The sequence below is a fragment of the Oerskovia douganii genome (genome assembly GCF_015142735.1).
Lineage (GTDB): Bacteria > Actinomycetota > Actinomycetes > Actinomycetales > Cellulomonadaceae > Oerskovia > Oerskovia douganii.
Window position 1 is genome coordinate 11,629 of sequence record NZ_JACSPN010000033.1, and the last position, 26,919, is coordinate 38,547.

Annotated in this window: 25 protein-coding genes and 1 riboswitch; of the genes, 10 read left to right on the forward strand and 15 right to left on the reverse strand. The window is 73.8% G+C overall.

What is annotated here, in order from left to right:
- Window positions 1–87: 87 nt before the first annotated feature.
- The 5 genes from gcvH to H9623_RS17635 all read right to left on the reverse strand — a co-directional run bounded on the left by gcvH (window position 88) and on the right by H9623_RS17635 (window position 7,276).
- Entirely contained in the window at window positions 88–459 is a 372-nt protein-coding gene (gene gcvH, locus H9623_RS17615) for a glycine cleavage system protein GcvH (RefSeq protein ID WP_193721321.1), read from the reverse strand.
- Between the two features lie 69 nt (window positions 460–528).
- A complete protein-coding gene (gene gcvT, locus H9623_RS17620; protein WP_193721322.1) occupies window positions 529–1,704 on the reverse strand; it encodes a glycine cleavage system aminomethyltransferase GcvT in 1,176 nt (391 codons plus the stop codon).
- Between the two features lie 124 nt (window positions 1,705–1,828).
- Window positions 1,829–4,729 carry an aminomethyl-transferring glycine dehydrogenase gene (gene gcvP / locus H9623_RS17625; RefSeq protein WP_193721323.1) on the reverse strand — a complete coding sequence of 967 codons (2,901 nt, stop codon included), beginning with the start codon at window positions 4,727–4,729 and terminating at the stop codon, window positions 1,829–1,831.
- A 208-nt stretch (window positions 4,730–4,937) separates the two neighbouring features.
- A riboswitch (glycine riboswitch) is annotated at window positions 4,938–5,038 on the reverse strand.
- 28 nt (window positions 5,039–5,066) lie between these two features.
- The gene (locus H9623_RS17630; protein WP_193721324.1) at window positions 5,067–6,614 is read right to left on the reverse strand and encodes a lactate/malate family dehydrogenase; all 1,548 of its coding nucleotides are present in this window, start codon (window positions 6,612–6,614) and stop codon (window positions 5,067–5,069) included.
- 47 nt (window positions 6,615–6,661) lie between these two features.
- Window positions 6,662–7,276, reverse strand: coding sequence for a hypothetical protein (locus H9623_RS17635; protein ID WP_193721325.1), 615 nt, complete (start codon window positions 7,274–7,276; stop codon window positions 6,662–6,664).
- Window positions 7,277–7,554: 278 nt separating this feature from the next.
- Here H9623_RS17635 and H9623_RS17640 point away from each other — a divergent pair, with 278 nt between their 5' ends.
- Window positions 7,555–7,761, forward strand: coding sequence for a hypothetical protein (locus H9623_RS17640; RefSeq protein WP_193721326.1), 207 nt, complete (start codon window positions 7,555–7,557; stop codon window positions 7,759–7,761).
- 10 nt (window positions 7,762–7,771) lie between these two features.
- Here the strand turns inward: H9623_RS17640 and H9623_RS17645 are convergent, their stop codons facing one another.
- Entirely contained in the window at window positions 7,772–8,683 is a 912-nt protein-coding gene (locus H9623_RS17645; protein ID WP_193721327.1) for a LysR family transcriptional regulator, read from the reverse strand.
- Between the two features lie 193 nt (window positions 8,684–8,876).
- Between H9623_RS17645 and H9623_RS17650 the strand changes: the two genes are divergently transcribed.
- The gene (locus tag H9623_RS17650; protein ID WP_193721328.1) at window positions 8,877–9,215 is read left to right on the forward strand and encodes a CBU_0592 family membrane protein; all 339 of its coding nucleotides are present in this window, start codon (window positions 8,877–8,879) and stop codon (window positions 9,213–9,215) included.
- Window positions 9,216–9,235: 20 nt separating this feature from the next.
- Here the strand turns inward: H9623_RS17650 and H9623_RS17655 are convergent, their stop codons facing one another.
- Window positions 9,236–10,429, reverse strand: coding sequence for an aminotransferase class I/II-fold pyridoxal phosphate-dependent enzyme (locus H9623_RS17655; RefSeq protein ID WP_193721329.1), 1,194 nt, complete (start codon window positions 10,427–10,429; stop codon window positions 9,236–9,238).
- 242 nt (window positions 10,430–10,671) lie between these two features.
- Here H9623_RS17655 and H9623_RS17660 point away from each other — a divergent pair, with 242 nt between their 5' ends.
- Entirely contained in the window at window positions 10,672–10,923 is a 252-nt protein-coding gene (locus H9623_RS17660; protein ID WP_193721344.1) for an STAS domain-containing protein, read from the forward strand.
- 86 nt (window positions 10,924–11,009) lie between these two features.
- On the forward strand, window positions 11,010–11,495 hold the full coding sequence (locus H9623_RS17665) for an ATP-binding protein (protein WP_193721330.1): 486 nt from the start codon (window positions 11,010–11,012) through the stop codon (window positions 11,493–11,495).
- 65 nt (window positions 11,496–11,560) lie between these two features.
- Here H9623_RS17665 and H9623_RS17670 read toward each other — a convergent pair whose 3' ends face one another.
- The gene (locus H9623_RS17670; RefSeq protein ID WP_193721331.1) at window positions 11,561–13,876 is read right to left on the reverse strand and encodes a SpoIIE family protein phosphatase; all 2,316 of its coding nucleotides are present in this window, start codon (window positions 13,874–13,876) and stop codon (window positions 11,561–11,563) included.
- 183 nt (window positions 13,877–14,059) lie between these two features.
- Between H9623_RS17670 and H9623_RS17675 the strand changes: the two genes are divergently transcribed.
- Window positions 14,060–14,743: a DnaJ family domain-containing protein gene (locus H9623_RS17675; protein ID WP_193721332.1), complete on the forward strand. Its 684-nt coding sequence runs from the start codon at window positions 14,060–14,062 to the stop codon at window positions 14,741–14,743.
- A 51-nt stretch (window positions 14,744–14,794) separates the two neighbouring features.
- Window positions 14,795–15,937, forward strand: a complete 1,143-nt coding sequence (locus H9623_RS17680) for an alpha/beta hydrolase (RefSeq protein ID WP_193721333.1) — start codon at window positions 14,795–14,797, stop codon at window positions 15,935–15,937.
- Here H9623_RS17680 and H9623_RS17685 read toward each other — a convergent pair.
- Window positions 15,928–16,431 (reverse strand): low molecular weight protein-tyrosine-phosphatase, encoded by a 504-nt coding sequence (locus H9623_RS17685; protein ID WP_193721345.1) that lies wholly within the window; start codon window positions 16,429–16,431, stop codon window positions 15,928–15,930. The genes H9623_RS17680 and H9623_RS17685 overlap by 10 nt on opposite strands.
- Window positions 16,432–16,648: 217 nt before the next feature.
- Here H9623_RS17685 and H9623_RS17690 point away from each other — a divergent pair, with 217 nt between their 5' ends.
- The 3 genes from H9623_RS17690 to H9623_RS17695 are packed head-to-tail and all read left to right on the forward strand — an operon-like array spanning window position 16,649 to window position 19,310.
- Complete coding sequence (locus tag H9623_RS17690) at window positions 16,649–17,560, forward strand: SDR family oxidoreductase (protein WP_193721334.1); 912 nt, start codon at window positions 16,649–16,651, stop codon at window positions 17,558–17,560.
- Between the two features lie 47 nt (window positions 17,561–17,607).
- Complete coding sequence (locus tag H9623_RS20110; protein ID WP_321575526.1) at window positions 17,608–18,192, forward strand: MFS transporter; 585 nt, start codon at window positions 17,608–17,610, stop codon at window positions 18,190–18,192.
- Entirely contained in the window at window positions 18,189–19,310 is a 1,122-nt protein-coding gene (locus H9623_RS17695) for an MFS transporter (protein ID WP_321575527.1), read from the forward strand. The genes H9623_RS20110 and H9623_RS17695 overlap by 4 nt, the downstream gene beginning before the upstream one ends.
- Before the next feature lie 400 nt (window positions 19,311–19,710).
- Here the strand turns inward: H9623_RS17695 and H9623_RS17700 are convergent, their stop codons facing one another.
- Window positions 19,711–20,532 carry a class I SAM-dependent methyltransferase gene (locus H9623_RS17700; RefSeq protein WP_193721335.1) on the reverse strand — a complete coding sequence of 274 codons (822 nt, stop codon included), beginning with the start codon at window positions 20,530–20,532 and terminating at the stop codon, window positions 19,711–19,713.
- A gap of 256 nt (window positions 20,533–20,788) precedes the next feature.
- On the opposite strand from H9623_RS17700, the gene H9623_RS17705 reads away from it, so the two are divergent.
- Window positions 20,789–21,424: a hypothetical protein gene (locus H9623_RS17705; protein WP_193721336.1), complete on the forward strand. Its 636-nt coding sequence runs from the start codon at window positions 20,789–20,791 to the stop codon at window positions 21,422–21,424.
- A gap of 11 nt (window positions 21,425–21,435) precedes the next feature.
- Here H9623_RS17705 and idi read toward each other — a convergent pair whose 3' ends face one another.
- The 5 genes from idi to H9623_RS17730 form a co-directional block, all read right to left on the reverse strand.
- The gene (gene idi, locus H9623_RS17710) at window positions 21,436–22,035 is read right to left on the reverse strand and encodes an isopentenyl-diphosphate Delta-isomerase (protein WP_193721337.1); all 600 of its coding nucleotides are present in this window, start codon (window positions 22,033–22,035) and stop codon (window positions 21,436–21,438) included.
- A gap of 196 nt (window positions 22,036–22,231) precedes the next feature.
- Complete coding sequence (locus H9623_RS17715) at window positions 22,232–23,206, reverse strand: squalene cyclase (RefSeq protein ID WP_193721338.1); 975 nt, start codon at window positions 23,204–23,206, stop codon at window positions 22,232–22,234.
- Between the two features lie 72 nt (window positions 23,207–23,278).
- Window positions 23,279–24,631 (reverse strand): permease prefix domain 1-containing protein, encoded by a 1,353-nt coding sequence (locus H9623_RS17720; protein ID WP_193721339.1) that lies wholly within the window; start codon window positions 24,629–24,631, stop codon window positions 23,279–23,281.
- Entirely contained in the window at window positions 24,631–25,002 is a 372-nt protein-coding gene (locus H9623_RS17725) for a PadR family transcriptional regulator (protein ID WP_193721340.1), read from the reverse strand. The genes H9623_RS17720 and H9623_RS17725 overlap by 1 nt, the downstream gene beginning before the upstream one ends.
- 142 nt (window positions 25,003–25,144) lie before the next feature.
- Window positions 25,145–25,735 (reverse strand): hypothetical protein, encoded by a 591-nt coding sequence (locus tag H9623_RS17730; protein ID WP_193721341.1) that lies wholly within the window; start codon window positions 25,733–25,735, stop codon window positions 25,145–25,147.
- Window positions 25,736–26,919: the final 1,184 nt, after the last annotated feature.

The following is a 26,919-nucleotide window of genomic DNA, read 5'->3' on the forward strand; positions in this document are numbered from 1 at the left end:
CCCCCCCCCCCCCCCCCCCCCCCCCCCCCCCCCCCCCCCCCCCCCCCCCCCCCCCCCCCCCCCCCCCCACGCCGGTGGGACGCGGGCTCAGCCGCCCACGAGCGCGCTGTACTCGTCGGCCGTGAGGACCGGCCCGGTCGCGGTCACGTCGACCTTGAGGAGCCAGCCCCCCGCGTACGGCTCGGCGTTGACGAGCGACGGGTCGTCGATCGCGGCCTGGTTCACCTCTGCCACGGTCCCCGTGACCGGGGAGTAGAGCTCGGACACCGACTTGGTCGACTCGACCTCGCCGATCACGGCACCGGCCGTGACGCTCGCCCCGACCTCCGGCAGCTCGAGGTAGACGATGTCGCCGAGCGCCTCGGCCGCCGTGCTGGTGATGCCGATGACGGCAGGGGACGACGTGTCGAGCCACTCGTGCTCGGCGGTGTACTGGAGGTTGCCGGGGAAGTCGGCCATGAGGTGCTCCTGGTCTGCTGGTGAGGGATCGGGGGGTACGGGGGAAGGGGGTCGAGCCGTGGCGCCGGGTCAGGACGGCTGAGGACGACGGTAGAACGGCAGGGGCACGATCACCACCGGCTCCTCACGGCCGCGCACGTCGACCGCGAGCTCGGTGCCCTCGGCGCTGAACTCCGGTGTCACGTAGGCCATCGCGATCGGGTACCCGAGGGTGGGCGACGGCGCACCCGAGGTCACGTGACCGATCTGCACGTCGGGGTCCTTGCCCGGGATCACGACGGCGTAGCCCGCCCGGGCGGGACGCTTGCCGAGCCCGCGGAGCCCGACGAGCACGCGCGCCGGCTGCGCACCCTTGCGGGACGCCAGGGCCGCGCGCCCCACGAAGTCGAGCGGGTTGCCCTCGGCATCGACCTTGTCGAGCTTCACGACCCGGCCGAGCCCCGCCTCGTAGGGCGTGGTGGTCGTGTCGAGCTCGTGCCCGTAGAGCGGCATGCCCGCCTCGAGGCGCAACGAGTCGCGCGCCGAGAGCCCGGCAGGCACCAGGCCGAGGGGCTCCCCCGCGGCCAGCACGGCTCGCCACAGCTCACGGGCGCGTGCCGCCGGGACGAACAGCTCGAACCCGTCCTCGCCCGTGTAGCCCGTCCGGGCGGCGAGCGCGTCGGTGCCCGCGACGCGCACCTCGAGCGAGGCGTAGTACTTCAAGTCCTTGACGACTTGTACATCCTCGGGGGCCACGAGCGAGACGACGATCTCCTCGGCGCGTGGTCCCTGGACCGCGACCAGGGCCGTGTCGTCGCCCTGGTCCGTGACGGTCGCGTCGAAGCCCTCGCCGCGGCGGACCAGCTCGTCGGCCACGAGCGGCGCGTTCCCGGCGTTGGCCACGACGAGGAACCGCTCCTCGGCGAGGCGGTAGACCACCAGGTCGTCCAGGACCGAGCCGTCCTCGGCGCAGATCATGGTGTAGCGCGCACGCCCCACCGGCACGGCCGTCAGGTTGCCGACGAGCGCGTGGTCGAGGGCAGCGGCCGCCTGGGGCCCGGCGACCTCGATCTCCCCCATGTGCGACAGGTCGAACAGCCCCGCGACCTCACGGACCGCCCGGTGCTCCGCGAGGTCGCTCGTGTAGCGCAGCGGCATCTGCCAGCCGCCGAAGCTCGTGAGGGATGCCCCCAGGGCCACGTGCTCGTCGTGCAGCGGGCTGAGGCGGTCAGCGGCCGGGGTCGTGTCCTGCGCTGGCTCCGTCATGGTGTTCCTCTCTGAGGTGTCGGGGTGGTCGTGACCTCTGCATCACGCCCGTGCCGACAGGTCTGGTGGGCTCCCGGGGTGGCAGGACCGGCGTGACCTCGGGACCACGCCGGTCCGGCCGACCTCAGGAGTACGACTCGATCGGGGGGCAGGAGCACACGAGGTTGCGGTCCCCGCGCGCCCCGTCGATGCGCCGCACGGGCGGCCAGTACTTGCCCGTCCGCAGCGTAGCGAGCGGGTAGGCCGCGACCTCGCGCGAGTAGGGCTTGGACCACGCGTCGGAGACGACCGAGGCGGCCGTGTGCGGCGCACCGCGCAGCGGCGAGTCCTCGATGGCCCACGTGCCGTTCGCGACCTCGTCGATCTCGGCCTTGATCGCGACCATGGCCGCCACGAAGCGGTCGAGCTCGGCGAGGTCCTCGCTCTCGGTCGGCTCGACCATGAGCGTGCCCGCCACGGGGAAGGACAGCGTGGGGGCGTGGAAGCCGTAGTCCATGAGGCGCTTGGCCACGTCCTCGGCGGTCACGCCGGTCTGTGCCGTGATGCCGCGCAGGTCCAGGATGCACTCGTGCGCGACCAGCCCGGCTTCTCCCGTGTAGAGCACGGGGAAGTGGTCGGTCAGCCGGCTGGCCAGGTAGTTCGCGGCGAGCACGGCGGTCTTGGTCGCGGCCTCGAGCCCGTCGGGGCCCATGAGCGCGACGTACGCGTAGGAGATCGGCAGGATGCCGGCCGAGCCGAAGGGAGCGGCCGAGACGGGTGAGGCCCCCTCGCCCGTCAACGGGTTCCCCGGGAGGAACGGCACGAGGTGCTCGGCCACCGCGACGGGCCCGACGCCGGGACCCCCGCCGCCGTGCGGGATGCAGAACGTCTTGTGCAGGTTCAGGTGCGAGACGTCGCCGCCGAACTCCCCCGGGCGGGCCAGGCCGACCAGTGCGTTGAGGTTGGCCCCGTCGATGTACACCTGCCCACCCGCTTCGTGTACAAGGTCGCACACCTCGCGCACGTGCTCCTCGTAGACGCCGTGCGTCGACGGGTAGGTGATCATGATGGCCGCGACCTGGGACCCGTGCTGCTCGAGCTTGGCACGCAGGTCGCCCAGGTCGACCTCCCCGGCACCCGACGTCGCCACGACCACGACGCGCATGCCCGCCAGAGCAGCGGAGGCCGCGTTGGTGCCGTGCGCGGACGCGGGGATGAGGCACACGTCGCGCCCGTGCTCCCCGCGCGAACGGTGGTAGTCACGGATCGCGAGCAGGCCCGCGAACTCGCCCTGCGAGCCGGCGTTGGGCTGCACGGAGACGCCCGCGTAGCCCGTGATCTCGGTGAGCTGCTCCTGGAGTCCCTCGATCAGCTCGGCGTACCCGAGCGCCTGCTCGGCCGGCACGAACGGGTGCATGTCCGCGAACTCGGGCCACGAGATCGCCTCCATCTCGGCCGTCGCGTTGAGCTTCATGGTGCACGAGCCCAGCGGGATCATGGTGCGGTCGAGCGCGAGGTCCTTGTCGGAGAGCGAGCGCAGGTAGCGCAGCATCGCGGTCTCGGAGCGGTGCCGGTGGAACACGGGGTGGGTCAGGTAGCCGGTCGAGCGCAGCAGTTCCTGAGGCAGCACGCTGCCGCCGCCGACGAACGTGACGTCCCGGCCGTCCGCGAAGACCTCGACGAGGGTGAGCACGTGCTCGGGCGTCGTGGTCTCGTCGCACGCGATCTGTACATGATCTGCATCCGGGTTGTACACATTGATCCCCGCGTCGGCCGCAGCAGCGACCAGCGCAGCCGCGCGGCCCGGGACCACGGCCGAGACGGTGTCGAAGAAGACGTCGTGCCGGACCTCGACGCCCGCGGACCGCAGACCGTCGGCGAGCGCGACGGCGCGCGAGTGCACGCGCTCGGCGATCTCCTTGAGCCCCGCGGGACCGTGGTAGACCGCGTACATCGACGCGACGATCGCCAGCAGGGCCTGCGCGGTGCAGATGTTGCTCGTGGCCTTCTCGCGGCGGATGTGCTGCTCACGGGTCTGGAGCGCCAGGCGGTAGGCCTGGTCGCCGTCGGCGTCGACCGACACCCCGACCAGGCGGCCCGGGAGCGACCGCTCGAGCCCCTTGCGGACCGCCATGAACGCGGCGTGCGGACCGCCGTAGAAGAGCGGGACGCCGAAGCGCTGGGCCGACCCCACCGCGACGTCGGCGCCCAGCTCACCGGGGGAGACGAGGAGCGTGAGGGCCAGCAGGTCGGCCGCGACCGTCACCAGACCACCCTGCTCCTTGACCTCGGCGACGAGCGGGCGCAGGTCCCGGACCACGCCCGACGCGCCGCTCTGCTGGAGCACCACGCCGATGAGCTGCTGGTCCGCCACCCCGGCAGCGGCGAGTCCCGCCGTCAGCCCCTCGGAGAGGTCCACGACCACGACGGGCAGACCGACCGACTCGGTCCGCGCCCGGGTCACGGCGATCGTCTGCGGGAACAGCTCGGCGTCCAGGGCGACGACGCCCGCCCCGCCCTTGGCCGCGCGCCACATGAGCGCGACGGCCTCCGCGACCGCGGTGGCCTCGTCGAGCAGCGACGCGTTGGCGACCTCGAGCCCGGTGAGGTCGAGGACGACGGTCTGGAAGTTGAGGAGGGCCTCGAGGCGCCCCTGCGAGATCTCGGGCTGGTACGGCGTGTAGGCCGTGTACCAGGCGGGGGACTCGAGGACGTTGCGACGGACGACCGGGGGAGTGATGGTCCCGTAGTAGCCGAGCCCGATCATCTGCGTCTTGACGACGTTCTTCGCCGCGATGGCCCGCAGGTCGGCGAGGACCTCGGACTCGGTGCGGGCGGCGGGCAGGTCGAGCGGGCGGTCGGTGCGGATCGAGTCCGGGACCGCCGCGTCGATCAGGGCGTCGAGCGAGCCGTAGCCGAGCTCGGCGAGCATGGTCGCGACCTCGCCCGAGGGGGCCTCGCCGGAGTCGGCCCCCACCGGGCGGGGCCCGAGGTGGCGGAACGGGAAGTGCGCACGGTCGAACGCGTCGCTGGACTGCTGTGTCACGGAGGTCTCCGGGGGTCGGCGAGGAAGACGGCGGCAGACCCCTGGGCCTGCCCGTTCCTCCCCGCTCTGTCATCGGACGCGCAGCGTCGACCTGAGAGTTTTGCCGGTCCGCCGTGGTCCTCGCGGACCCGGGGCGCGCCGGCTTGCACCGTCGGTAGGGGAGTCCGCTGCCCGGGGGCAGGCGGGCATCTCCGCTTTCCAGAGTTGCCTCGCCACCGCGGTACGTCGGCCTGAGAGATTCTCGGGGAGGAGTTGCTCCTTCGGCGCCGACCTCACCCTGGGGTGGCCGGGCTCTCCCGCAGTGGTTCGAGCAGCAGTATGTGGTTGTGGGCTCAGCCTAGCGGTCGCCGTCGGGTGCGGGCACGAGCGTCTCGTCAGGGGTTCGGCGCTCCGTCCCCGGGGCCGGGCCGCGCGGCGGGGCGGGCAGAGAGGCCGTCGCCGGGTCCGGGACCGCCTGCACGACGACGGAGCGCACCGTCGCGAGGCGCCCCACCGCGCGTTCGAGCGCCCGGGCGCGGCGGGCGCTGGCCCGGAAGGCGACGTGGATCGTGCCGGCGTCGCCGTCGCCCGCGACGTCCTCCGTCGCGAGGCGCTCGAAGCTCACGCCCCGGGTCGAGAAGACGCCCGCGAGCCCCGTGAGGGTGCCCGCGCGGTGCACGCCCTCGACCTGGGCGACCCAGGAGGGCTCGGGCTCGACGCGCCCGTCGTCCTCGACGCCACCCGGCCACGCGGGGGGAACCGTCGGCGCCGCGGGAGCCGGGCCTCCCGCACGGTCGGCACCGGTCGCGTCGTCCGCGCGCGCGACCCCGTCAGCACGGCCGACGCCCGCGGTCCGCAGGGCCGACCCCACGGCTGCTGCCGCTCCCTGCAGGCGGCGCGTCTCGTCGTCGGGCAGGGCGTCCAGCAGGACGCGCGTCCACCCCTCGGGGCCCAGCACGAGCGGGACGCCCAGGACGCCGTGCAGCGGCCGGCCCGCGAGCGACACCTCGCCGTCGAGCGCGACCTGCCCGACGACGACGATCTCGCGGCCGTCGAGCACGACCTCGACGAGGTCGACCGTCGCGGAGGCCGTGGCCGTCGCGGTCTTGGCGCCGCTCTGGTGCGTCATCCAGGGACGCGCGACCACGCGCAGGTCGGCGGGCCAGGTGTCGATCAAGCGGTAGGCGGCGCCGACGTCGGTCGCCGCGACCTCGACGAGCTGGGCCTTGGCCGCGGCGACCTCGGCCGGGAACCCGTCGAGCGTGCGACCGCGCCGCAGGAGCCGCACGGCTCGCGCGCGTTCGGCGACGTCGAGGCCGCTGAGCCGGACGGTCGACCAGAGGGGGACGGCGTCCTCGCCGTGCTGGCCCCCGACGAACCCGCCCACGCGGTGCCGGCGGACGCCGAGCTCGACCGCGATCTCGCGCCGGAAGCGCAGCGTGTCGAGCCAGGCACCCATGCCGATCACCCGCCGAGCGCCCAGCGCCTCGGCCATCACGGCGACACCGACCTCGACCGGGTTGGAGACCACGATCACGACCTCGTGCCCCGACCCGTGCCGCGCGATCGCGTCGGCGTACCCGGCGAAGACGGCCCGGTTGCCGATCGCGAGCCCGGTCCGGTCGAGGGACGCGCCCGAGCGGGGCGGGGTCGTCGCCCCGGCGGCGACCACGACGACGTCGGCCGCCACGTCGGCAGGGGAGTGGGCCACGTCGATCAGGGGCGCGTGCTCGTCGTAGGCGTCGACCAGGTCGGCCCGCAGGCCGTGCACCGCGCGCCCGGACGCCCCGTCGGGGCGTCCGACGAGCTGGAGGCGGGACGTCGTGGGCAGGATGCGTCGTTCGACGAGCTGGGTGACGACCTGCCGTCCGACGTCGCCGGTCGCGCCGAGCACTGCAACGTCCATCCGAGCAGGCTACGTCGCCCGCGCCGTGCCCGCAGGGACCGGGCGCGTCACTCCTGGTGCACGAACACCTCGTACCGCTCCGGGTCGGGCTGGGCCGCGACGGTCTCGGCGACCCGCGCCTCGGCCTCCTCGCGCGTGGGCAGCACGTCGCACGGGAACGTGTCGTACAGGGTGACCGCGGTGTGCGCCCACCCCCGGTAGGGCTCGCTCGACGCGGGGCAGCCCCCGATGAGCGGGTAGACGAACACGATCCGCTTGCCCGTCTGGACGCCCACCCTGTTGGCGATCCCCTGGGCGGTGTCGACGATGAGGCTGCGGTTGGTCGTGATGCGCCCCGGCACCCCGGGGTCCTGGATGACGTGGTCGACCTGCCCCTGCACGTAGGCCCGGACGGCGCGCGGCAGCGGTTCGGCCGTGGCGACCACGACCCGGGTCGCGTCGGGCAGCACGTAGGCGCGCTGCCCGGCGGGCAGCCGACCGACGTCCTCCACGGCGATCGTCTCGCCCGTGCTGACGGCGAGCGTCTCGGCGACCTGGACGCCCACCGGACCTGCCGCGGGCGCCTCGGCGTCGTCGCGCACGGCGCAGCTCACGAGGAGAGCGATCACCAGGGCGGACGCCGCGAGGGCGAGCCCCGCCCGGCGTCTCACGGGCCTCTTCACGAGCGCACCTCCGTCGATGTCGTGGGTGCTCGTCGGGAGCACAGGTCGGTCCATCCGTCCCTATGCGCCGGGTGCCGCCGTCGGCCTGCCCGGACGGTGCGGCCCGCCGGCGCCGCCCGTCGGGCTGCCACACGATCTCCACGACTCGTGCCACGCCCCTGCCCACCCGCCCGGGCGCGCCCTCCTGCGTGGGCGCCGGGACGCAGGCAGGATGGAACGCTCACCCTGCCGCGCCCGCGGTGGGGATCGCCACGAGCGCCCGAGGGGACCCACCCAGCATGCAGACGAGCCCGCAGGAACCGCAGCCGACGACCACCGCCTACGTCCCGCGGCACCTCGCCTCGCCCGTGGCCGCGGTGCGTGCCGCCGACCTTCCTGCGGACCCTCGCGGCATGCGCTGGGACCGCTCCCCGGGTGTCCTGTCCCGGGTCCTGGACGAGCTGTCGGTCCTCGACGAGGGCGGGGTCTCCCTGGCCCGTCGCTGAGCCGTCGGGCTCAGCCCAGCTCGATCGCCGTGGCCGCGGCCACCATCTCGTCGATCACCGCGTTCACGACGGGGCGGGGCTCGTGCCGGGTGGCGCGGTGCCTCGCGACGAGGCGGCGCGAACCGAGACCGGGCAGCGGGACGACCGTGACGCCGTCGGGCACCTCGCCCTGGACGGCGAGCGCCGGGAGCAGCGCGACGCCCTGCCCCGCCGCGACGAGCGCGAGGGCGACGTCGAAGTCGTAGTACGTGTGGCGCGTGCGCAGCGGGGCGCCGAGCGTCCGGGAGACACGGCGCAGGGCGCGCGCGGCGGCCGTCGTGGGCTGGGGGCCGAGCCAGATCGCGTCGCGCACGTCGTCGAGCCGCGCGGGCGTGGGGAAGGTCGACGGGACGACGACGCGCCACGGCTCGTCGAGGAGCGGGACCTCGCGCATGCCGCGCAGGGAGTCCGCGGCCTCCCTCTCCTGGATGTCGAGCTCGAGGAGGACCACGTCGAGGTCCCCGGTGCGCAGGAGCCGCAGGGCGTCGGCGGGCTCGAGCTCCTGGACGTCGAGCTCGACGCCGGGGTAGCGCGTCTCGAGGGACGCGAACGTCGGGCCCACGACCGCGCGGATCGCAGTCTGGAACGACCCGACCGACACGGTCCCGGTCAGCTCCTCGCTCATCGCGACGATGGCCTTGCGGGCCTCGACCATCTCCGCCTCGATGCGCTCGGCGGCGTCAGCGAGGATGCGCCCGGCGGGCGTGAGGGTCACTCCGCGGGGCCCGCGGTCGAGGACCTGGACCTTCTCCTCTGCCTCCAGACGCGCAATTTGCTGAGACACGGCAGAGGGTGTCACGTGCAGCAGGTCGGCGGCCGCCAGGACACCTCCAGCCCGGTGCACGGCAAGCAGGAAACCAAGTCTTCGTGGGTCCGTGGCCATGTAGAGATGCTAAACGGCCACGTCAGAGTTCTTCAATTGTGCTGAATGATTTTGGGGTTCACACTGGTGACGTGGCGCCGGCCGGTCCTCCTCAAAAGGGGCCGGCGCACACGATCTCCTGGCCGTCGCAGCGTCGCGGCTCCCACCAGGTCCCCCTCCCCGATCCCTTCATGACCCCTGCCCGGAGACCGCCATGTCCGCTGCCCCCTCCCTCGTCGACCTGGTCGTCACCCCGCTCGGTTGGGTCGGTGCGATCGCCGCCGTCACCGCCTACGCGATGGTCACCCGTGGCCGCTGGTCGGGGGACTCGCTGCGGTTCCAGCTCACGAACTTCGTGGGCGCGGGCCTCATGTGCCTGGTCGCCGCGGTCAACGGCGTGTGGCCGTCGGCCGTCGCGAACGTGGTGTGGATCGTCATCGGCGGTCAGGCCATCGTGGTGCTCGTCAAGGCCCGACGCCGCCGCGCGACCGACGCGGTCGTCGTGCCCCTCGACGTGCCCGCCCAGGCGCGCGCGGTCGACCTCGCCGCCTGACCCACGGGCCCGACCCGCGGTCAGACCGGCTGGTAGCCCGCCGCACGCCACGCCACGATCCGGTCGACGGCCTCGGCCACGACCTCGGGCGCGGCCGCGAACGACAGCCGGACCCACTCGCCGCCGCGCACCCCGTCGAAGTCCGTGCCGGGCGTGAGCGCGACGCCGGTGTCGGCAAGCAGGCGCTCGCACCACGTGACCGAGTCGAGCCCGGACCCGGCGACGTTCGCGTAGACGTAGAACGCGCCGTCGGCCGGGGCGACCGGGTCCCAGCCCAGGTCGTCGAGCCGGTCGAGCACCAGGGCCCGCGAGTCGGCGTACCGGGCGACGTTCTCCGCCGCGGCCGCATACCCCTCGGGCGAGAAGGCCGCGACGCCCGCGTGCTGGGCGAGCGCGGGCGGGCTCAGCGCGATGTTGCCCGCGAGGGCGTCGACCGGCCCCACGAGGTCCTCGGGCAGCAGGAGCCACCCGAGCCGCCACCCCGTCATGGCCCAGTACTTGGAGAACGAGTTCACGACGACCGCACCGTCGTCGAGGAACTGCGCCGCGGTCGCGGTCTCCCCGGCCGGCGAGGCCGGGTCCGCGTAGACGATCCCGTGGTAGATCTCGTCGCTGACGAGCCGCACGTCGTGGTCGGTGCACCACGCCGAGAGCGCTGCCAGCTCGGCCGGCGGGATCATGGTCCCCGTCGGGTTGGCCGGGCTCGCGACCACGAGCCCGTCGAGCCCGCCGTCGTAGTAGGCCTCCATGAGCTGCGAGACCGTGGGCTGGTAGCGCGTCTCGGGGCCGCAGTCGAGCTCGACGACCTCGCACCCCAGGGCCGCGAGGATGTTCCGGTAGGCCGGGTAGCCGGGCCGGGCGAGCGCGACCCGGTCCCCGGCGTCGAACGCCGCGAGGAACGCGAGCATGAACCCGCCCGAGGACCCCGTCGTGACCGCGACCCGCGCCGGGTCGACGTCCACGCCGTACGTCCGCCCGTAGTGGGCGGCGATGGCCTGACGCAGCGCGGGCACGCCCATGGCCTCGGTGTAGCCCAGGTCGCCCGACTCGAGGAGGTCGATCGCCCGGCGCCGCACCACGTCCGACGCGCCGGTCGCGGGTTCGCCCGCGCACAGGTTCAGGACCGGCTCGCCCGCGTCCCTGCGGGCGTTCGCGGCGGCGAGGACCTCCATGACCGCGAACGGGGCGACGTGGGACCTGCGCGAGACCTTCATGGGGCCATCATGCCCGTGCCCGGGCCGTTCGCGGATCGGACGACGCCCGCCGAACTGTGCAGGTACGGTGAGGGGGCGCGCCCTGTTAGGAAACATCGCCGGAAGTTCCGTAACCTGGCTCGGGTCCGGTCGTCCACCGACCGGTGAGAGGCGTTCTGCAGGAGACGAGCGAGAGGCGAGCAGTGCCGGAGCACACGACGCAAGGGGGAGTCCGTATCGACGACTCCGGACCTCGATGGACCATGTGGGGCGAGGTCGACGCCGCGGTGCAGGACCGGTCCGAGGGCGACCTCGTCCGTTCGCTCGAACGAGCCGCCAGCCCCGTCACGATCGACCTCACCGACGTCACCTTCATGGACTCGGGCGGCCTGCGCCTGCTGTACCTGTCCCTCCTGGCCGGGGGCGACGCCCCGGTCCTGGTCGGCGTCCCGGACCGTATCAAGGACCTGCTGGAGATCAGCGGCGTCCTCTCGCAGTTCACCATCGTCGACTGACCTGCCTGCGCGACCACCACCCCGGTCGCCGCCTGGCACTGGCACCCACCATCCACACGACTCGCCGGCCCCACGGAGGAAATCTCATGGACACCACGATCGACTCGTCCCGTCCGCCCGAGTCCTTCCACGTCGTCCGTGTCTGGCAGCTCGACTCGATCGACGAGCTCTCCACGTTGCGCACCTCGCTCCACCTCGAGCTCACGGGTCGCCCGCTGGGCCCCGACGGCGCGCTGGCCGAGGTCCCCGAGAAGATCGTCCTCGTCGCGAGCGAGCTCGCGACGAACGCCCTGCGCCACGGTCGTCCGCCGACGACGGTCCAGCTCCTGACCGACGGCGAGGAGTACATCGTCGACGTGATCGACCAGGACACGAGCCGGGCGCCGGTCGTCGCGGCTCCTCGCCTGCCGGGGGACGGCGGGTTCGGCCTGGTCCTGGCGCAGCGCCTCGCGCTCGACGTCGGCTGGTTCGTCGCCGACGGCAAGCACGTCTGGGCGCGCCTCGGCGCGGCGCGCGAGGGCGCGTCGCGCGAGGGCGCGTCGCCACCGCTCACCGCGGGCGTCGCCCCCTAGCCGTCAACGACCCGAGGGCCGGTCTGCGCGAGGCGCAGGTCGGCCCTCGGTCGTCCCTCGGGCCCTCAGTCGTCCCCGTGCCCGCGGTCGTCCCCCGGGCCCTCGTCGTCCTCGGCCCGACGGCGCAGCACCAGCAGGGTCGCGTCGTCCTCCGACGCGGGGTCCCGGGTCGAGCGCAGCACGGCGTCGACGTCACCCACGTGCTCGGCGAAGGTGCCGGCGAGCCGGCGCAGCCCGGCCCTGATCGACTCGTCCCGGCGCTCGAACAGGCCGTCGCTGTAGAGCACGAGCGCACCGCCGGGCCCGATCGTCGTGGTCCCGCCCCCGAACCGCGGCGCCCCCAGCCCCAGCGGGGGACCGCCCAGCAGGTCGCCCCAGACGACGCCCTCGCCGGGGACCAGGAAGAAGGGCGGCGGGTGGCCCGCGGTCACGTACTCGACCGCTCCCGTCCGGGGGTCGACGACCGCGACGACGAGCGTCGCGATCTGCCCCGGCATGGTCCACCGGACGGTCGTCGCGAGCTGCTCGACGGCGGCCCTCGCGGTGCCGGCGCGCACGAGCTCGGCGCGCAGGGTGTTGCGGATCTGTCCCATCGAGGCCGCGGCCTGCAGGCCGTGGCCCGTGACGTCCCCGACGACGAGGGCCAGCGACCCCGACGGCAGGAGCAGGGCGTCGTACCAGTCGCCGCCGACGAACCCGCCGCCCGCCGGCTCGTAGCGGGCCGTCACGCTCCAGCCCGGCAGGTCCGGCAGCGAGCCGGGGAGCAGGCTGCGCTGGAGCGCCTCGGCCGCGCGCACGTCGCGGCGGCCGGCCAGGTAGAGCGCCTCGACGAGGTGGCTGCGCAGCGCGCCGGCGACCTCGACGGCGTCCTCGGCCCAGGGTTCGCTGTGGCCGCTCACGACCTCGCGCCAGCGCTCGAACGACTTGCGGGGGCTGAGGCGCACCGTCTCGCCCTCGCTGCGCGCGATGGCCTTGTTGTGCGGGTCGCCGCCCCAGTCGACGCTGCGCAGCACCTCGTCGCGGAGCCAGAGCACGACCTGGCCGTCGTTCAGGTGCACGCCCAGGACCCCGGCGACGTCGGGCAGCTGCTGCGCGAGGTCCGGGGCCGCGACGCGCAGCGAGTCGATCGCGAGGACCTCGTCGCCCGAGCCTGCGGCCCGGGCCGTGAACCAGGCCGCGAGGAGCGCGACCCCCTCGGCGTCGGGGACCCGCCCGAGCGAGGCGGAGCGCCCCTCCGCGACGACCACCGCGCCGTCGGCTGCCACGAGGTCGAGCAGGCGCCGGTCGGCCGTGAGCGCCTCGACGAGCGCGGTCTCCTCGTCGCGGCTGTCCGCGACGAGGCCCGCGAGCAGCCGCGACGACGCGCGCGAGACCGCGAGCCGGTCCTCCTCGCTCTGCGCGACGAGCAGCACGGACAGCGTGGCGCCCAGGAACTCCGCGGCAGCCCGCACCGCGAACGACGGCTGGTGCGGTCCCGAGTAGTGGTGGCACGCGATGAGGCCCCAGAGCTTCCCGTCGCGCAGCAGGGAGATCGACATGGACGCGCCGACGCCCATGTTCGACAGGTACTCCAGGTGGATCGGGGAGACGCTGCGCAGCGTCGAGTACGTCAGGTCGAGGGGCTGCCCCGTGGTCGGCAGGTCGGTCGGGACGATCTCGCACGGCACGTAGCCGACGTCGTCGATCAGCCGGATCCAGTTCTTCTCGTACAGCGCGCGGGCCTGCCGCGGGATGTCCGTCGCGGGGTAGTGCAGCCCGTAGAACGAGTTGAGGTCGTCGCGCTTGGCCTCCGCGACCACCTCGCCGTTGTAGTCGGCGTCGAAGCGGTAGATCATCACGCGGTCGAAGCCCGTGAGGCGGCGGACGTGCCGGGCCGCGGTGCCGAACAGCTCGGGCAGCGTCCCGGCCCGGTCGAGGTCCGCGAGCGCCGCGCGCACGCCCTGGTAGGTGTTGGGGAAGCTGAGCGGTCGCACGACCGCGGGCTCGAGCTCGATCACGACGACGGGTTCCGCCCCGGCGGGCAGCGGCGGGCGGTGCAGGATCGCGTCGGTCGCGACCGTCCGGTCCGTCCCGGTGCGGATCTCGACGGGGTTGTGCGACGCGAGGTCGCGGTGCTGCGCGACGTGCGCGAGGAGCCGGGCGCCGTCGTCGGGCCCCAGGACCTCGGTCAGGGGGGCGCCGAGCACGTCGGCGCTGTCCCGTCCCACGAGGCCGTGCACGTTCGTCGAGCACTGGAGGACGCGTCCGTCGCTCTCACGGACCACGAGCAGCGCACCGCGGGGCTGGATCCGGCCGGGGATGTGGATGGGTTCGCGGGCGCAGTTCTCGAGGTCTACCGCCTCGGCGGGGCTGAGCAGCTCTTCGTCCGTGCCCTGCGTCATGTGCACTCCACCTCCCGCACCGTGCGGGCCGTTCACGGCAGCGAGGCTGCCGACCATGTGTCCCGGCGGCTTCATCACCGGGAACGCGCGCCCGCTGAAAAACCCGGGCGGCCCAGCGTACAACCTGGCGGGATCGGCGAGGATGGGGGAGGCACCTGTCCGACGACGAGCGCTGGAGGACCCATGACCGACGACGACCCGGTGCGCCGGGCTGCGCAGTACCGGGTGGACCGCGAGACCGCCCACGACGCGGGCTCGTCCCCCGAGGCCGGTGACACGGGCGAGACCGGCGACACGGGCGAGACCGGCGACGAGGGCGCGCGCCCCCGCCTCCCGCTCGAGAACCGCGGCCAGTGGGTCGACGAGCTGGTCCGCCAGGCCATGGCCCGCGGCGAGTTCGACGACCTGCCGCTCGCGGGCAAGCCCATCCCGGGCCTGGGCGCGCGGCACGACCCGGACTGGTGGCTCAAGAGCCTCGTCGAGCGCGAGCAGATCACGGGCATCCTGCCCGCCGCCCAGCTCCGGGCCGACGACGCCCGGCTGCACGAGCAGCTCGACCGCCAGTTCTCGGAGGAGTCCGTGCGGGAGGTCCTGACGGAGTTCAACGCGCGCGTGGTCGACGCGCGCCGGCAGCTCCTGGGCGGCCCGCCCGTGGTCACGCCCCTGCGGGACGTCGAGGCGGAGGTCGTCGCGTGGCGCGAGCGACGTGCGGCCCGCGGTGCCGCGTCCGGCCCGACGGCGCCGCGCCCCTCCCGGGACGCCTCGCCCCGGGCGGGTGCGGGCTCGGGCGAGCAGGCCGGTCGACGGTGGTGGCGCCGTCGGCGGGGCGACCCCGGACCTGCGGGCCCGACGCCCGACGGCCCCTGAACCACCCGCTCCCGGCGCGCGCTCCCACGCGTCGGCTCCTACCCTCGGGAGATGCCCGCACCCACCACCCCAGGCACCGGCACGACGGGCTGGTTGCCCGACGTGCTCGACGGGTTCGAGCAGCTCACCCTGCCCCTGACCCCCGACGACGAGGGCGAGGTGGTCGCGACGCTGGTGCGACGGCGTCGGGCACCTGACGGGTCCGACCCCCTCCACGGGGGCGCGCGGCCGCCCGGCGTGCCCGACCGCAGGATCGACGTCCTGTACGTGCACGGCTGGTCCGACTACTTCTTCCAGACCGAGCTCGCGGACTTCTGGGAGGCCCACGGCGCGCGGTTCTTCGCGCTCGACCTGCGCAAGTACGGCCGCAGCCTGCGTCCGGGCCAGACCCCCGGGTTCGTCACGAGCCTCTCGACGTACGACGAGGACATCGAGGCCGCGCTCGGGGCCATGGGGCACGGCGTCCTGACGGCCGACCCCGTGATGCGCGACCGCGGCCTGGTCCTCATGGGGCACTCCACGGGCGGGCTCACCCTGAGCCTGTGGACGGCCCGGAACCAGGACCGGGTCACGGGGCTCGTCCTCAACAGCCCGTGGCTCGAGTTCCAGGCGCGCGACATCGGGCGCAAGGTGATCGCCCCCGCGATCGCGCTCCGGGCCCGCCTCGACCCCATGGTGCCGCTGCCCCAGGTCGACCTCGGCTTCTACACGCGGTCCGTGTCGAAGACGCTCGACGGCGAGTGGGACTACGACCTCACGTGGCGGCCCGTGCGCGGGTTCGTGGTGCACGGGGGGTGGCTCGCCGCGATCCTGCGCGGGCAGGCCGCTGTGGAGCTGGGGCTCGGGATCACCGTGCCCGTCCTGGTCCTGCTGTCCACGAGCAGCACCCTGCTGCCCCGGTGGACGCCCGAGATGATGCACAGCGACACGGCGCTCGACGTCGTCGGGATCGCGCGGCGGTCGACCGACCTCGGGCGGCTCGTCGTGCTCTCCCGCATCGAGGGCGCGCTGCACGACGTCGTGCTGTCGGCGCCGCCCGTGCGGGCCGTGGCGTACGAGCAGATCGCGACGTGGCTCCAGGGGTACGTGCCGGGGCCGGCACCGGCCTCGGCGGGCGCCGTCGGGCCCGCCGCCGGGGCCGACGCCGGTGCCGCCGCCGGGGCCGCCGCCGGTGCCGGGCCGCCTCAGGCCTGACGTCGCGCGAGCTCCTCGCGGACGAACTCGACGACGCCGTCGGCGGCCGCCTCGACCTGTGCCAGGCAGTCCTCGAAGTCCTGCATGCCGCCGTACCAGGGGTCGTCGATGTCGAGCAGGTGCTCGTCGCGATCGGCCCGCTCGGGCGTGACGACGGGCGCCGCGGGGTCGAACGACCGGTACATCCGCACGTTCCCGTCGCCGTGCAGGCGGCGCAGGGCGCGCGCGTGCACGGACGTCATGGGCAGCACCAGGTCGCGGGACACGACGTCGCTCGGGCGGACCTGGCGTGCGTGGTGCCCCTCACCGGTGTCGTACCCGTGCTCGGCGAGGACGCGGCGCGCGCGGCGGTCGACGGGGTTGCCGTGCTCCTCCGAGCTGATGCCCGTCGAGTCCACGACCACGCGGCCGCCCAGGCCTGCGGCCTCGAACCGGTCGCGCAGCACGATCTCGGCCATGGGGGAGCGGCAGATGTTGCCCGTGCAGACCGTCATCACGCGGTAGGGCTGGTGGTCGGGGGCGGGGGTCGCGTCGCGGGGAGTCGTCACCCGACCAGTCTGCCGCCTGCGCCCGTGCGGTGAGACGGGTGCTTGCGCACCAGACAGGTCCTCCGGACCGGGTCCGGGACACCCGTCTCGTGCGGCACCACCTGTCTCGCGGCCAGGACCGCGCCCCCAGGCACTTCCCGCGCGCTCGGCCTACCGTGGACGCATGACGATCAGGACGGGCTCGGGGCTCATCGCGGTGACCGGCGCCGGCGGACGGCTCGGCTCGAAGCTCGCCCTGCGGCTCGCGGCGGAGGGCGCGGCGCAGCGGCTCGTGGTCCGGGACGCCTCCCGGACGCCCCGGCTCCCGGACGGCGAGCCCCTGCCCGACTCCGAGGTGGCGGTCACGACCGGGTACACCGACACCGAGCGCATGGTGCGGGCGTTCCGCGGCGCCCGCTCGGTCTTCCTGGTCTCGGCGCGCGAAGCCCCCGACCGGGTCGCGGAGCACCGGGCCGCGGTCGACGCAGCCGTGGCCGGGGGAGTCGAACGCATCGTCTACGTGTCGTTCGTGGGCGCCGCCCCGGAGGCGACGTTCACGTTCGCGCGCGACCACTGGCACACCGAGGAGTACATCAAGGCCACGGGCCTGAGGTACACGTTCCTGCGCGACAACCTGTACCACCAGGGCCTGGTCGGCATGGTCGGGGACGACGGCGTCATCCGTGGCCCCGCCGGTGACGGCCGCCTCGCGTCGGTGTCCCACGACGACATCGCCGACGTCGCGACCGCGATCCTCCTCGACGAGAAGCCCACGGCCCACGACGGCAAGACCTACGACGTCACGGGTCCGCAGGCCCTGACGCTCACCGAGGTCGCGGGCATCCTGTCCGACGTCACGGGCCGCACCATCACCTACCACCCGGAGACGGTCGAGGAGGCGTACGCGTCGCGCGCGGTCTACGCGGCGCCGCCGTTCGCGGTCGACGGCTGGGTGTCGTCGTACACGGCGATCGCAGCGGGCGAGCTGGCCGGGGTGAGCGACGTCGTCGAACGGTTCGCCGGGCGGCCCGCGCAGAGCTTCGCCGAGTGGCTCGACGACTACCCCGAGGAGTGGGACCGCCTGCTGCCCGCCTGAGCGAACGTCCCGGGCAGCGAGACCGCCCCGAACCCGAAGGAGCGTCGATGAGCACGCAGCCGCAGGTCCCCGGCGGGGACCAGCCAGCAGGCGCCGCCCAGGCACCGGCGGCCCCGGACCACAAGTGGGCGGGTCTGTTCGTCCTGGCCACGGCGCTGTCGATGATCGTCCTCGACGGCACGATCGTGGGCGTCGCGCTCCCGACCATCATCGAGGACCTGCACCTCGACCTGGGCGACGCGCAGTGGGTCAACGCGTCGTACTCGGTCGTGTTCGCCGCGCTCCTGCTCACCGCGGGGCGCCTGGGCGACCGCCTGGGCCGCCGGAACATGCTGCTCGGGGGCGTCGTGGTCTTCCTCGCGGGGAGCCTCCTCGCGTCGCAGGCCGACGACGCCGGGACCCTGATCGTGGCGCGCCTGATCCAGGGCGTCGGCGGGGCGTTCGTCCTGCCCGCGACCCTGTCGACCGTCAACGCGACGTTCCGCGGCAAGGACCGGGCCGTGGCGTTCGGGATCTGGGGTGCGGTGATCTCCGGGATGGCGGCGGTCGGCCCGCTCCTGGGCGGGTGGCTCACGACGTCGTTCACGTGGCCGTGGATCTTCCTCGTGAACCTCCCGATCGGGTCGCGGTGATCGTCGGCGCGTTCCTCGTGGTCCCCGAGACCCGCGCGCACATCACCGTGCCGGGGCTCGACGTCGTCGGGCTGCTCCTGAGCGCGCTCGGGTTCGGTGCGGTCGTGTTCGCGCTCATCGAGGGGCAGTCGCTCGGCTGGTGGGCACCCAAGGCGGAGCTCAAGGTCTTCGGGCTGGTCTGGGGGACCGGCGCCCCGGTGTCTCCCGTCCCCGTCATCGGGGCCGTCGGCGTGCTGCTCCTGGTGCTGTTCGCGTTCTGGGAGAACCACCGCGCGCGGGTCGCCCGCTCCGCGCTGCTCGACCTCACGCTGTTCCGCGTCGCGACGTTCCGCTGGGGCAACCTCACCGCGATGCTCGTCGCGATCGGCGAGTTCGGCCTGATCTTCGTGCTGCCGCTGTACCTGCAGAACATCCTGGGCCTCGCGAGCCTGGGGGCCGGCGTGGTGCTCGCGACCATGGCCGCGGGCGCGTTCTTCTCGGGGGCCATGGCCCGGCACCTCGCGGAGGCGATCGGGTCGCCGCGCACGATCGTCCTGGGGCTGGTCCTCGAGGTCGTGGGCGTCCTCGCGGTCGCTCTCGTCGTGACGCCGACCGTCGCGTCGTGGCTCATCGCGGCCCTGCTCGTGATCTACGGCCTGGGTCTGGGGCTCGCGTCCGCGCAGCTCACGGGCACGACGCTCGTCGACGTCCCCGAGGAGGAGTCCGGCCAGGCGTCCGCGACGCAGTCGACGTCGCGGCAGCTCGGGTCGGCCCTCGGCACGGCGTTCATCGGGGCGGCCCTCGCGATCGGGCTGTCGACCACGGTCCCGCCCGCGCTCGAGCGGGTCGACGGCGTCCCGCCCGCCGCGGCGTCGCAGGTCGCCGACGCGACGGCCCAGTCCGCGGGCGGCACGATCCCGCAGCTGCGCGGCGAGGGCACGCGGAGCCAGTTCGGCGAGAAGACCCCCGACGTCGTCGACGCCCTCTCCGACGGCTTCAGCGACGCGACGCGGGTCTCGCTGTTCGTCGCCGCGGGCTTCCTGCTCCTGGGCCTGCTGTGCTCGACCCGGGTCGTCGCGGCGTCCCGGCGCGAGGGGGTCGACCAGGGCGGCTCACGGGCCCCCGACGACGCCCGCTGAGCCGTCGGAGAAATCCCTTGGCAGCTCCCGCGGGGCAGGCGTAGCGTCGTGGGCACATGGGAAAGGAGGTGGTCCACGAAGTGAAGAATCTTCGGACGCATGAGGTGGTTGCACGCTAGTCGTGCCATCGAGCAACGGACCGTGCGAGGAACCCGCAGCCGGTAGGTGACCGTCACGTCACCCACGACCAGCGAGTCCCCAGCAACCACCGGAGCCCGCGGGAGTCGCGCCCTCGTCCAGCGCGACAGGTGGAGGAATCCACCGGCCCGCGGGCTTCTTCACGCCCGGGTCCGGCCCCGCGCACCAGGGCCCGACGGCGGAGCGCGCCACGAGCGCTCCGGTCGCCGTCGCCGTGGCCCGGGCCGGGCCGGGCCGAGCCGAGCCGGGCCGGGTCCCCGCGTCAGAACGGCTTGCGCGCCACCACGAGGAAGCGGGGCGCCTCGTCCACGAACTCGTTGCCCGCCGCGAAGTGCATGTGCAGGGCCCGCAGCGGGGCCTCGAACCGCCCGATCGCCTCGGGGGACAGGCTCGCGATCTCGGGGACCTGCCACGCGATGACCTTGAGGTACCAGAGCAGCGAGCTCAGGTCGTGGAAGTGCCGCGCACCCACGTGCTCGCGGGCCACGTCGATCACGAACCCGGCCTCCGCCAGGTCCGCGGTCACGCCCTCGAGGGTCACGTCGTCCGGGTCCCAGGGGAGCTGCGCCCCGAGCGCGGTGTTGACCCGGATGCCGTCGCGCGAGTCGACCTGCTGCGTGATGAACACGCCGCCCGGCTCCAGGACCCGCAGGACCTCGGTCGGCTCGAACTCCTCGTGCCGGTCCAGGACCACGGCGAACCGGCCGTCGAGGAACGGCAGCATGAGCCCCTCACCCTTGCTGCTCCCCACCTGCCGGACGTCGACGCCCAGAGGTTCGAGGCGCCGTCGGGCCACGGGGACGTTCGGCGGCCAGCCCTCCGTCGCGGCCGACCCCTCCGGCAGGGGCGCGAGCGACGAGAACGCCTCCCCGCCGCCCGTGCCCAGGTCCAGCACGGGGCCCCGACCGCTGCCCACGAGCTCGCGCGCGAGCACCAGGTAGTCCCACGGCAGGGGGTCCTCGACGCAGCGGTCGTCGACGGGGGACAGGTCGAAGCCCTCGACCGGTGTCGCCCGGGCCCACTCGACGTGCGCCTCGAACGCGGCGGCTCGGTCGGGGACGGGGAGGGCTCCTGCTTCAGACATGCGTCGATTGTCCCCCGCGCGAACGGGCTCCGTCGAAACGCCACGCGCTCCCGGCGGGCCCCGACCTCGGCTACCATCGGCCGGGCCGTCGGCCCGAGCCGCCCGCCCGCCTGCCGACCCCCCGGAGGACCCGCTGAGCCCCGCACCGCACCCCCTGAGCGACCGTGCGACCCGCAAGGTCCGGGCCGTCGCCGACCAGCACCGGAGCACGCTCGGCGAGCTGCGGCACGTGGAGTCGTGCACGCTGTCCGCCCGGGTGATCGGGACCGTGGCCGGGGTGTTCGCGGTGCTCGTCGCGGTCGTGGCGTTCAACGGCCGCGTCCTGGCGGTCGTCGGGTTCGCCCTCACGATGGGGCTGGTCCTGGCCGTCGTCCTGCGCCTCGTCGCGAGCGAGAAGCTGCTGGTGCTCGAACGAGGCCTCGTGGTGGGGTCCTTCGGCCCGTTCATGACCCCGTTCGCCGTGCCGTACGCGGACGTCGTCGCGCCGAGCGTCGCGGCGATCGTCGGGACCCAGCGTGCCGTGACCCTGCTCACGGCCCACCAGGGCGCGTCGGCGACCAACCGGACGGCGCTGTGGTCGCTGCGGTCCGTGACGTTCGTCGGGCCGACCGCCGAGGCATCGCGCACGTTCACCCGGACCGGGACGTGGCGGCCGCAGCCCGGCAAGCAGGACCTGTGGGTGTTCTCGGTGCGCGACGCGCGACGCCAGGAGATCCTCGTGCACGAGCTCGCCGCCGCGCTGCACCGGTCCGGGCAGCCGGGCGCGGAGCTCGTCCTGCCGCACGCCCTGCCCGCGCGGCGGCTGCGGGTGGGCGTCGCCGACGCCGACCACCTCCGGCTGCCGCAGGAGCTGCGGTCCACGACCGTGCAGGTCGGGGCACGGGTCGGCTGACCCGGCCCGGCTCAGCCCAGGGCCGCGGCGACCTCTGCGAGCAGGGGCGAGACGGCGCCGTCGGGCCTGCTCGCCGCCTCGCGCAACGCCGCGACCTGCAGGACCATCCACGGGCTGAACGCCCACGGCGTCGCGTCGACCGCGCGCCCCAGCGCGCCCGGCTCGGCCCACGCGAGCTCCGCGACCTCGTCCGGGTTCGCGGTGACCCCGCTCGCCGCGCGCGCGACGAACACGGGGCAGATCTCGTTCTCGACCACGCCCGACGCGTCCACGGCGCGGTACCGGAAGCCCGGCACGGCGACCTCGAGGCCGCTGATCGTGAGGCCCAGCTCGTGCGCGGCGTGCCGCGCGATGGACTCCTCGGTCGTCTCGGTCCAGCGCGGGTGACCGCAGAACGAGTTGGTCCACACACCGGGCCAGGTGCGCTTGGACAGCGCGCGACGCGTCACGAGGAGACGACCTGCGTCGTCGACCACGTAGCAGGAGAACGCGAGGTGCAGCGGCGTCTCCGTGGTGTGGACGTCGCTGCGCGCGAAGGTCCCCGTACGGGTCCCCTCGTCGTCGACGGTCACGACGTGGTCGGCGGCGACGGGCACGTGCACGTCGGTCATGGCTCCTCCAGAGGTCCTGCGGTGCTGTCGGGGGGTGCGCCGGCGGGGGACCGGTGCGAGCAGCACGGGCGCGGCGCGCCCGGGGCATCCGGCCCACTGTCACACACCGGGGGAGAGGAAGGAAGTCCGTCCGCGCTGCGGGCGCGTGGCGGGTGGGCGCGGGCGCACCCGTCCGGCCCGACGGCGGCGCGCAGCCCTAGCGTCCGTCCCACCAGTCGAGCACGAGGGTCGCGTCGAGGGTCAGCCACTTCGAGGGCTCTCCGGCTGCGGCGTCGACCTCGAACCACACCGCGCCCGGGTGCCGCGGCGACTGGAGCCACGTCCCGTCGGGCTGCCGGGCCGCGCGGATCATCTCGATCGCGTCGGCCGCCCGCGGATCCGGGGGCGTGCCGTCGGACAGCGACGCCTCGCGGAGGTAGGTGGCCGCGTTGAGCACGCTGTAGTACGCGCGGTAGGGGTAGGTGAAGTACCCCACCCAGTGCGCGACGGGCTCCCCGGTCGACTCGCGGCGGAACAGCCCGCGCCGCAGGAGGTACTCCTTGCCCGAGCGCCGGGCGTCGCGGGCAGCGTCCGTGCCGCCCGTCGCGGCCTCGTGGGCGAGGAGGCCTTTGAGCGTGTTGAGGGTCGAGTGGAACGAGGACCGGACCGAGCCCTCGACCCACTCGCAGTTCCAGCCGCCGTCGGCCATGCGCACCGCGAGCATCGCGTCGAGGAGGGGCGCGACGTCGACGCCGAGCCACGCGCCGTTCGCCAGGGTCCACGCGTTGATGCAGCAGTCGACCTCCCCGCCCCAGAAGGGCAGGTCGTCGTACTCCCAGCGGCTGTTCTGCGCCAGGAGCTCGGCGGTCCGGCGCTCGCGCAGGACCGCCGGGTCCAGGCCCCACTCGCGCAGCGCGTTCAACGACCAGGTCGTCGCGGTCCACGGCTGCCCCGGGTGGTCGTCCGTCCCGGTGTCCTCCATGTCGAACCCGGCCGGGAAGAAGGCCCCTCCGGCCCACTGCCCGTCCGGGTCCTGCAGCGCGAGCAACTGGGCCCCGAAGCCCTCGGTCGCGACGCGGGACCGCGTCTCCTGCCAGACGTCGTCAGGGGCGCGGACGAGGTCGCGCTCGACGCGCCAGCGGAGCGCGGGGTCGGAGTCGAGCAGCCACGAGACCAGAGCGTCGTCGGTCATCTGACGAGCGTACGACCGGGCGGGCCGGACGGACAGCGCGGGTGGCGGGCCGGGCGGCTGCCCGGCGGCCGGTCAGACGAACCCGAAGACGGGCGGGAACACCACGACCACGACGGCCGCCCACACCGCGTACACGGGCAGGAACTGCGTCTGCCAGCGCCCGAGGGCCGCGAACGGCAGCCGCCTCCGCAGGAACCCGGTGAGGAGCACGGCCGAGCCCACGAGGTGCACGAGCAGCAGGACGTTGAGCCCCAGGGCCGCGACCTTGTTGGGGCTGAACCCGAACTCTGCGATGCGGGTCAGCATCGCGGTGAGCGCGACGGCGTCGACCGCGAGCGCCGCGACGACCAGGACGAGCAGGAGCGCGTCGAACAGGCGGGGTGGGCCGAGCGGGTCGCGGGCGGAGACCGAGTAGAGCAGCAGGCACAGGACGAGGACCAGGGTCGCGTCCATGAGGATCAGGAGGCCGCGGTCGGTGTCGAGGAGGGAGCCTGCTGACGCGAGGACCACGAACAGCACGAGCAGCATGACGATCGTCAGCGGGGTGAAGACGCGCGTGAGGACGGGGGCGATGTTCTCGACGACGTTCTGCTTGGCCTCGACGAGCCACGCGGCCACGACGAGCGCCCCGGGCACGGCGAAGGGCAGCACCCAGGCCTCGAAGAAGGGCTCGGGGTCGATCCCGACGAGGTTCAGGGTCCCGAACGTGAGCCCGAGCAGGACGCCACCGCCCAGTGCGAGCAGCGTGAAGTAGATCGCGAGCTCGCCCGTGAACCGGGCGAAGTCCATGCGGCCGGCGTCCGAGCGCCAGCGGCCGCCGACGTACGCGATCCCGACGAGGGCCCACAGCACGACGGGGGTGTGCAGGGCCGCGAGGAGCAGCGTCGAGCCCTCGGGCGCGAACGGGTAGACGTTGAGGACGACCGCGAGCACCGCGAACGGGGCCGCGAGCACGGCGCCCACGCCCCACGTGAGGCGGCGCTTCCACGCGAAGTACCCGGCGAGGAAGGGAAGGACGAGCAGGCTGACGTTGCGCAGCAGGACCGTCTCGTCGCTGATGGTCTCCGCGGCGACCTTGACCGCGATCCCCGCCCCGACGGCGAGCGCGAGGACGACCGCGAGCTCGCGCCACGACCTGTCTCCGTGCCCCGTGCTGCCGGCGTCCGGGACGAGCACGAGCTGTTTCCACAGCCGGTCGGAGTGCTCGCGGGCGAACTCGCGCGAGACCTCGTCGAGGTTGCCCATGCGCTTGACCGCGACGAGGAACGCCTCGTCGTCGTCGAGGCCTGTCGCGGTCAGGTCGGCGACCTGCTCGCGCAGGTGGTCCTCCATCTCGTCGACGTCGGCCCTGGAGATCGCCTGGCGTCGCTGGACGTAGGTCCGCCACTGGTCGATCTGGGCCTCGACCTCGGGGCTGGGCGCCATCACGCCCACCCCTCGGCGACGGTGCGGGACGACGGGGTGTCGCCCACGTCCTTCCACACCTGCTGGAGGGCGTCCGCGACGACCTGCCACTGCGCGCGGCGCTCGGCGAGCGCCTCGTGGCCGGCGGGCGTCAGGGCGTAGTGCTTGCGTCGGCGTCCGACGTCGGACACCCCCCACGACGCCTCGACGAGCCCCAGGCGCTCGAGCCGGTGCAGGAGGGGGTAGAGCATGCCGTCGGTCCACTGCATGTGGCCGCCCGAGAGGTCGTTGACGCGCTTGACGATCGCGTACCCGTACGACTCTCCCTCCGCGAGGATGCCGAGGACGAGCGGCGTGGCCGAGGCGGCGACGAGGTCCTTGTCGATGCGCATAGCACTCCTATGCCTAGTGCTGCTAGGGGTTACTAACCTAGCAGACCTAGGTATCGCTGGCCGCTGGGGCTGTGGTCGGCGCGGGGCGGGGAGCGGCGCGAGGCGGCGCGGGCCGCGGGGAGCGGGGCCGGCGTGGGGCAGGTCAGGGGCAGTCCGCCCGCACCGTCTCGAGCGGACCAGGGTTGTCGCTCGCGTCGAAGGTCACGGTCGCCCCGTCCTCGTCCCACCCGACCTCGTGCGCACCGCCCTCCCGGAAGGGGACGATCTCCTCCAGCCCGATATGCCCGTCCGGGAGCACGGTCGACGCGAGCCTGCTCTCGTGCGGCCTCACCATCACGTCGACCGAGCCGGTGAAGAGAAAGGTCTGCTGCTCGACGACGACGTCGCACGCGGCCCCCGCCTCCGCGGGCAGGACCAGGACGTCGGCGGACGAGAAGATCAACAGGTCGACCACGGCGCCGAGCAGGACTGCTCCGGCAGACAGCATCCAGGCGACCTCGGCCCCCAGGGGCACCCGGACGCCACCTCGGGAGAACGGCGCGGACAGCGTGAGCAGCCAGACCCCGAGCAGCGCCACCCCGAGACCCACCGGGACGAGCACGTTGACGGCCCCCGCGGGCACCGGCCCGCTGGCGAGGACGATCAGGTCGTCGCCGGCCCACCCCCGGACCGCTCCGTACGAGAGGATCATGACCACACCGACACCGATCAGCAGCAGAGGGGCTGCCCTCACGGCCGACCGCGGAGAGGAAGGGGCCTCACCGGCAGGTTCCCCCTGCGGATCGCCGGTCGAGTCAACGGCGTCCGCCCGGTCGAGGCCTCGCGCATCCACGGTGGTCTGCGCGGGTCGCGAGGTGCGCCGACCGATACCGGCCAGAAGCCTGCCCACCCCTACGGCCAGCGCGATCACACTGAGAAGCTGGAAGACGATCAACGCAAGACCCATGACGAGCCCCACCACACCGTCCCGGTACCAGGACTGCCCCGCGACACCCAGGTACCTGGTGGCCCAGCCCCCGGCGAACCAGAGCGCAGCCAGGACGAACCAGGCGGCCGATCGCCGGAGGTCCGCAGCCGCGCGGCTCTCCCGAGGCGCGTCGCGCGCAAGCAGCGCCGCGACCACGGCTCCGGCCCCGCACACGCCGAGCACGAACGGACCGGCCGACTGCCATATTCCCCCCATGGCAGGCATCCTGCCCCAGCGCCGCAGCTCATACGTGTGCCCGGTGTGCGAGGTCTGTGAGCGGTCGGGACCTCGGACACGACGTAGGGCCCGGCTCTGAGATTCGAGGCCTGGCCCTTCGAATAGTGCTAGGTGCGTGCCCGAGAGGTGGGAGTTGCTCGTCACCCCAGATCAGCGCAGCGCACGGAGCAGTGGCCCGTCACAGCAGCCACCGACCACCACGACCACCGCCCACGCCCGCCTCCGGACGCAAAAAATCCCGGCCAGGAGAACCTGACCGGGACTTTCTCGAAGGTGAACCGGCTCGAAAGCCGAATCTCTTCTCACGTGGGGGGGTTTCGCAATGGGGCTGACCTGCACAGACATCCGATCCCAGCGACGCTCAGGCACACCCGAACCAGGCCTCCAGGCACACCTTTTGGCGCTCGCTCATCGTTGGGTGACAGCGCAGCGTTCGTTCCGCCCCGGGGCACATCCTCGCAACGGCACACGCTCGCCCCTCCAGGGCCGCTGATAGCGGCCCTTATGTCATGTATGTCGTTTTCGGGCCCGCGTGCCACCGGCACGACGTCGGGATCGACACTAACTACGAGCAGATCATCGAAGCCGAGTGTGGCCAGCAACGCGTGGTCAACGTCGCACGCGGGTTCCGAACAGCGCACCGAGCAGTGGCCGTTCGTGGCCCTGGACGGCACGCTCGTGCCGATCGCGCAGCTGCACGGACCGCGCAACCC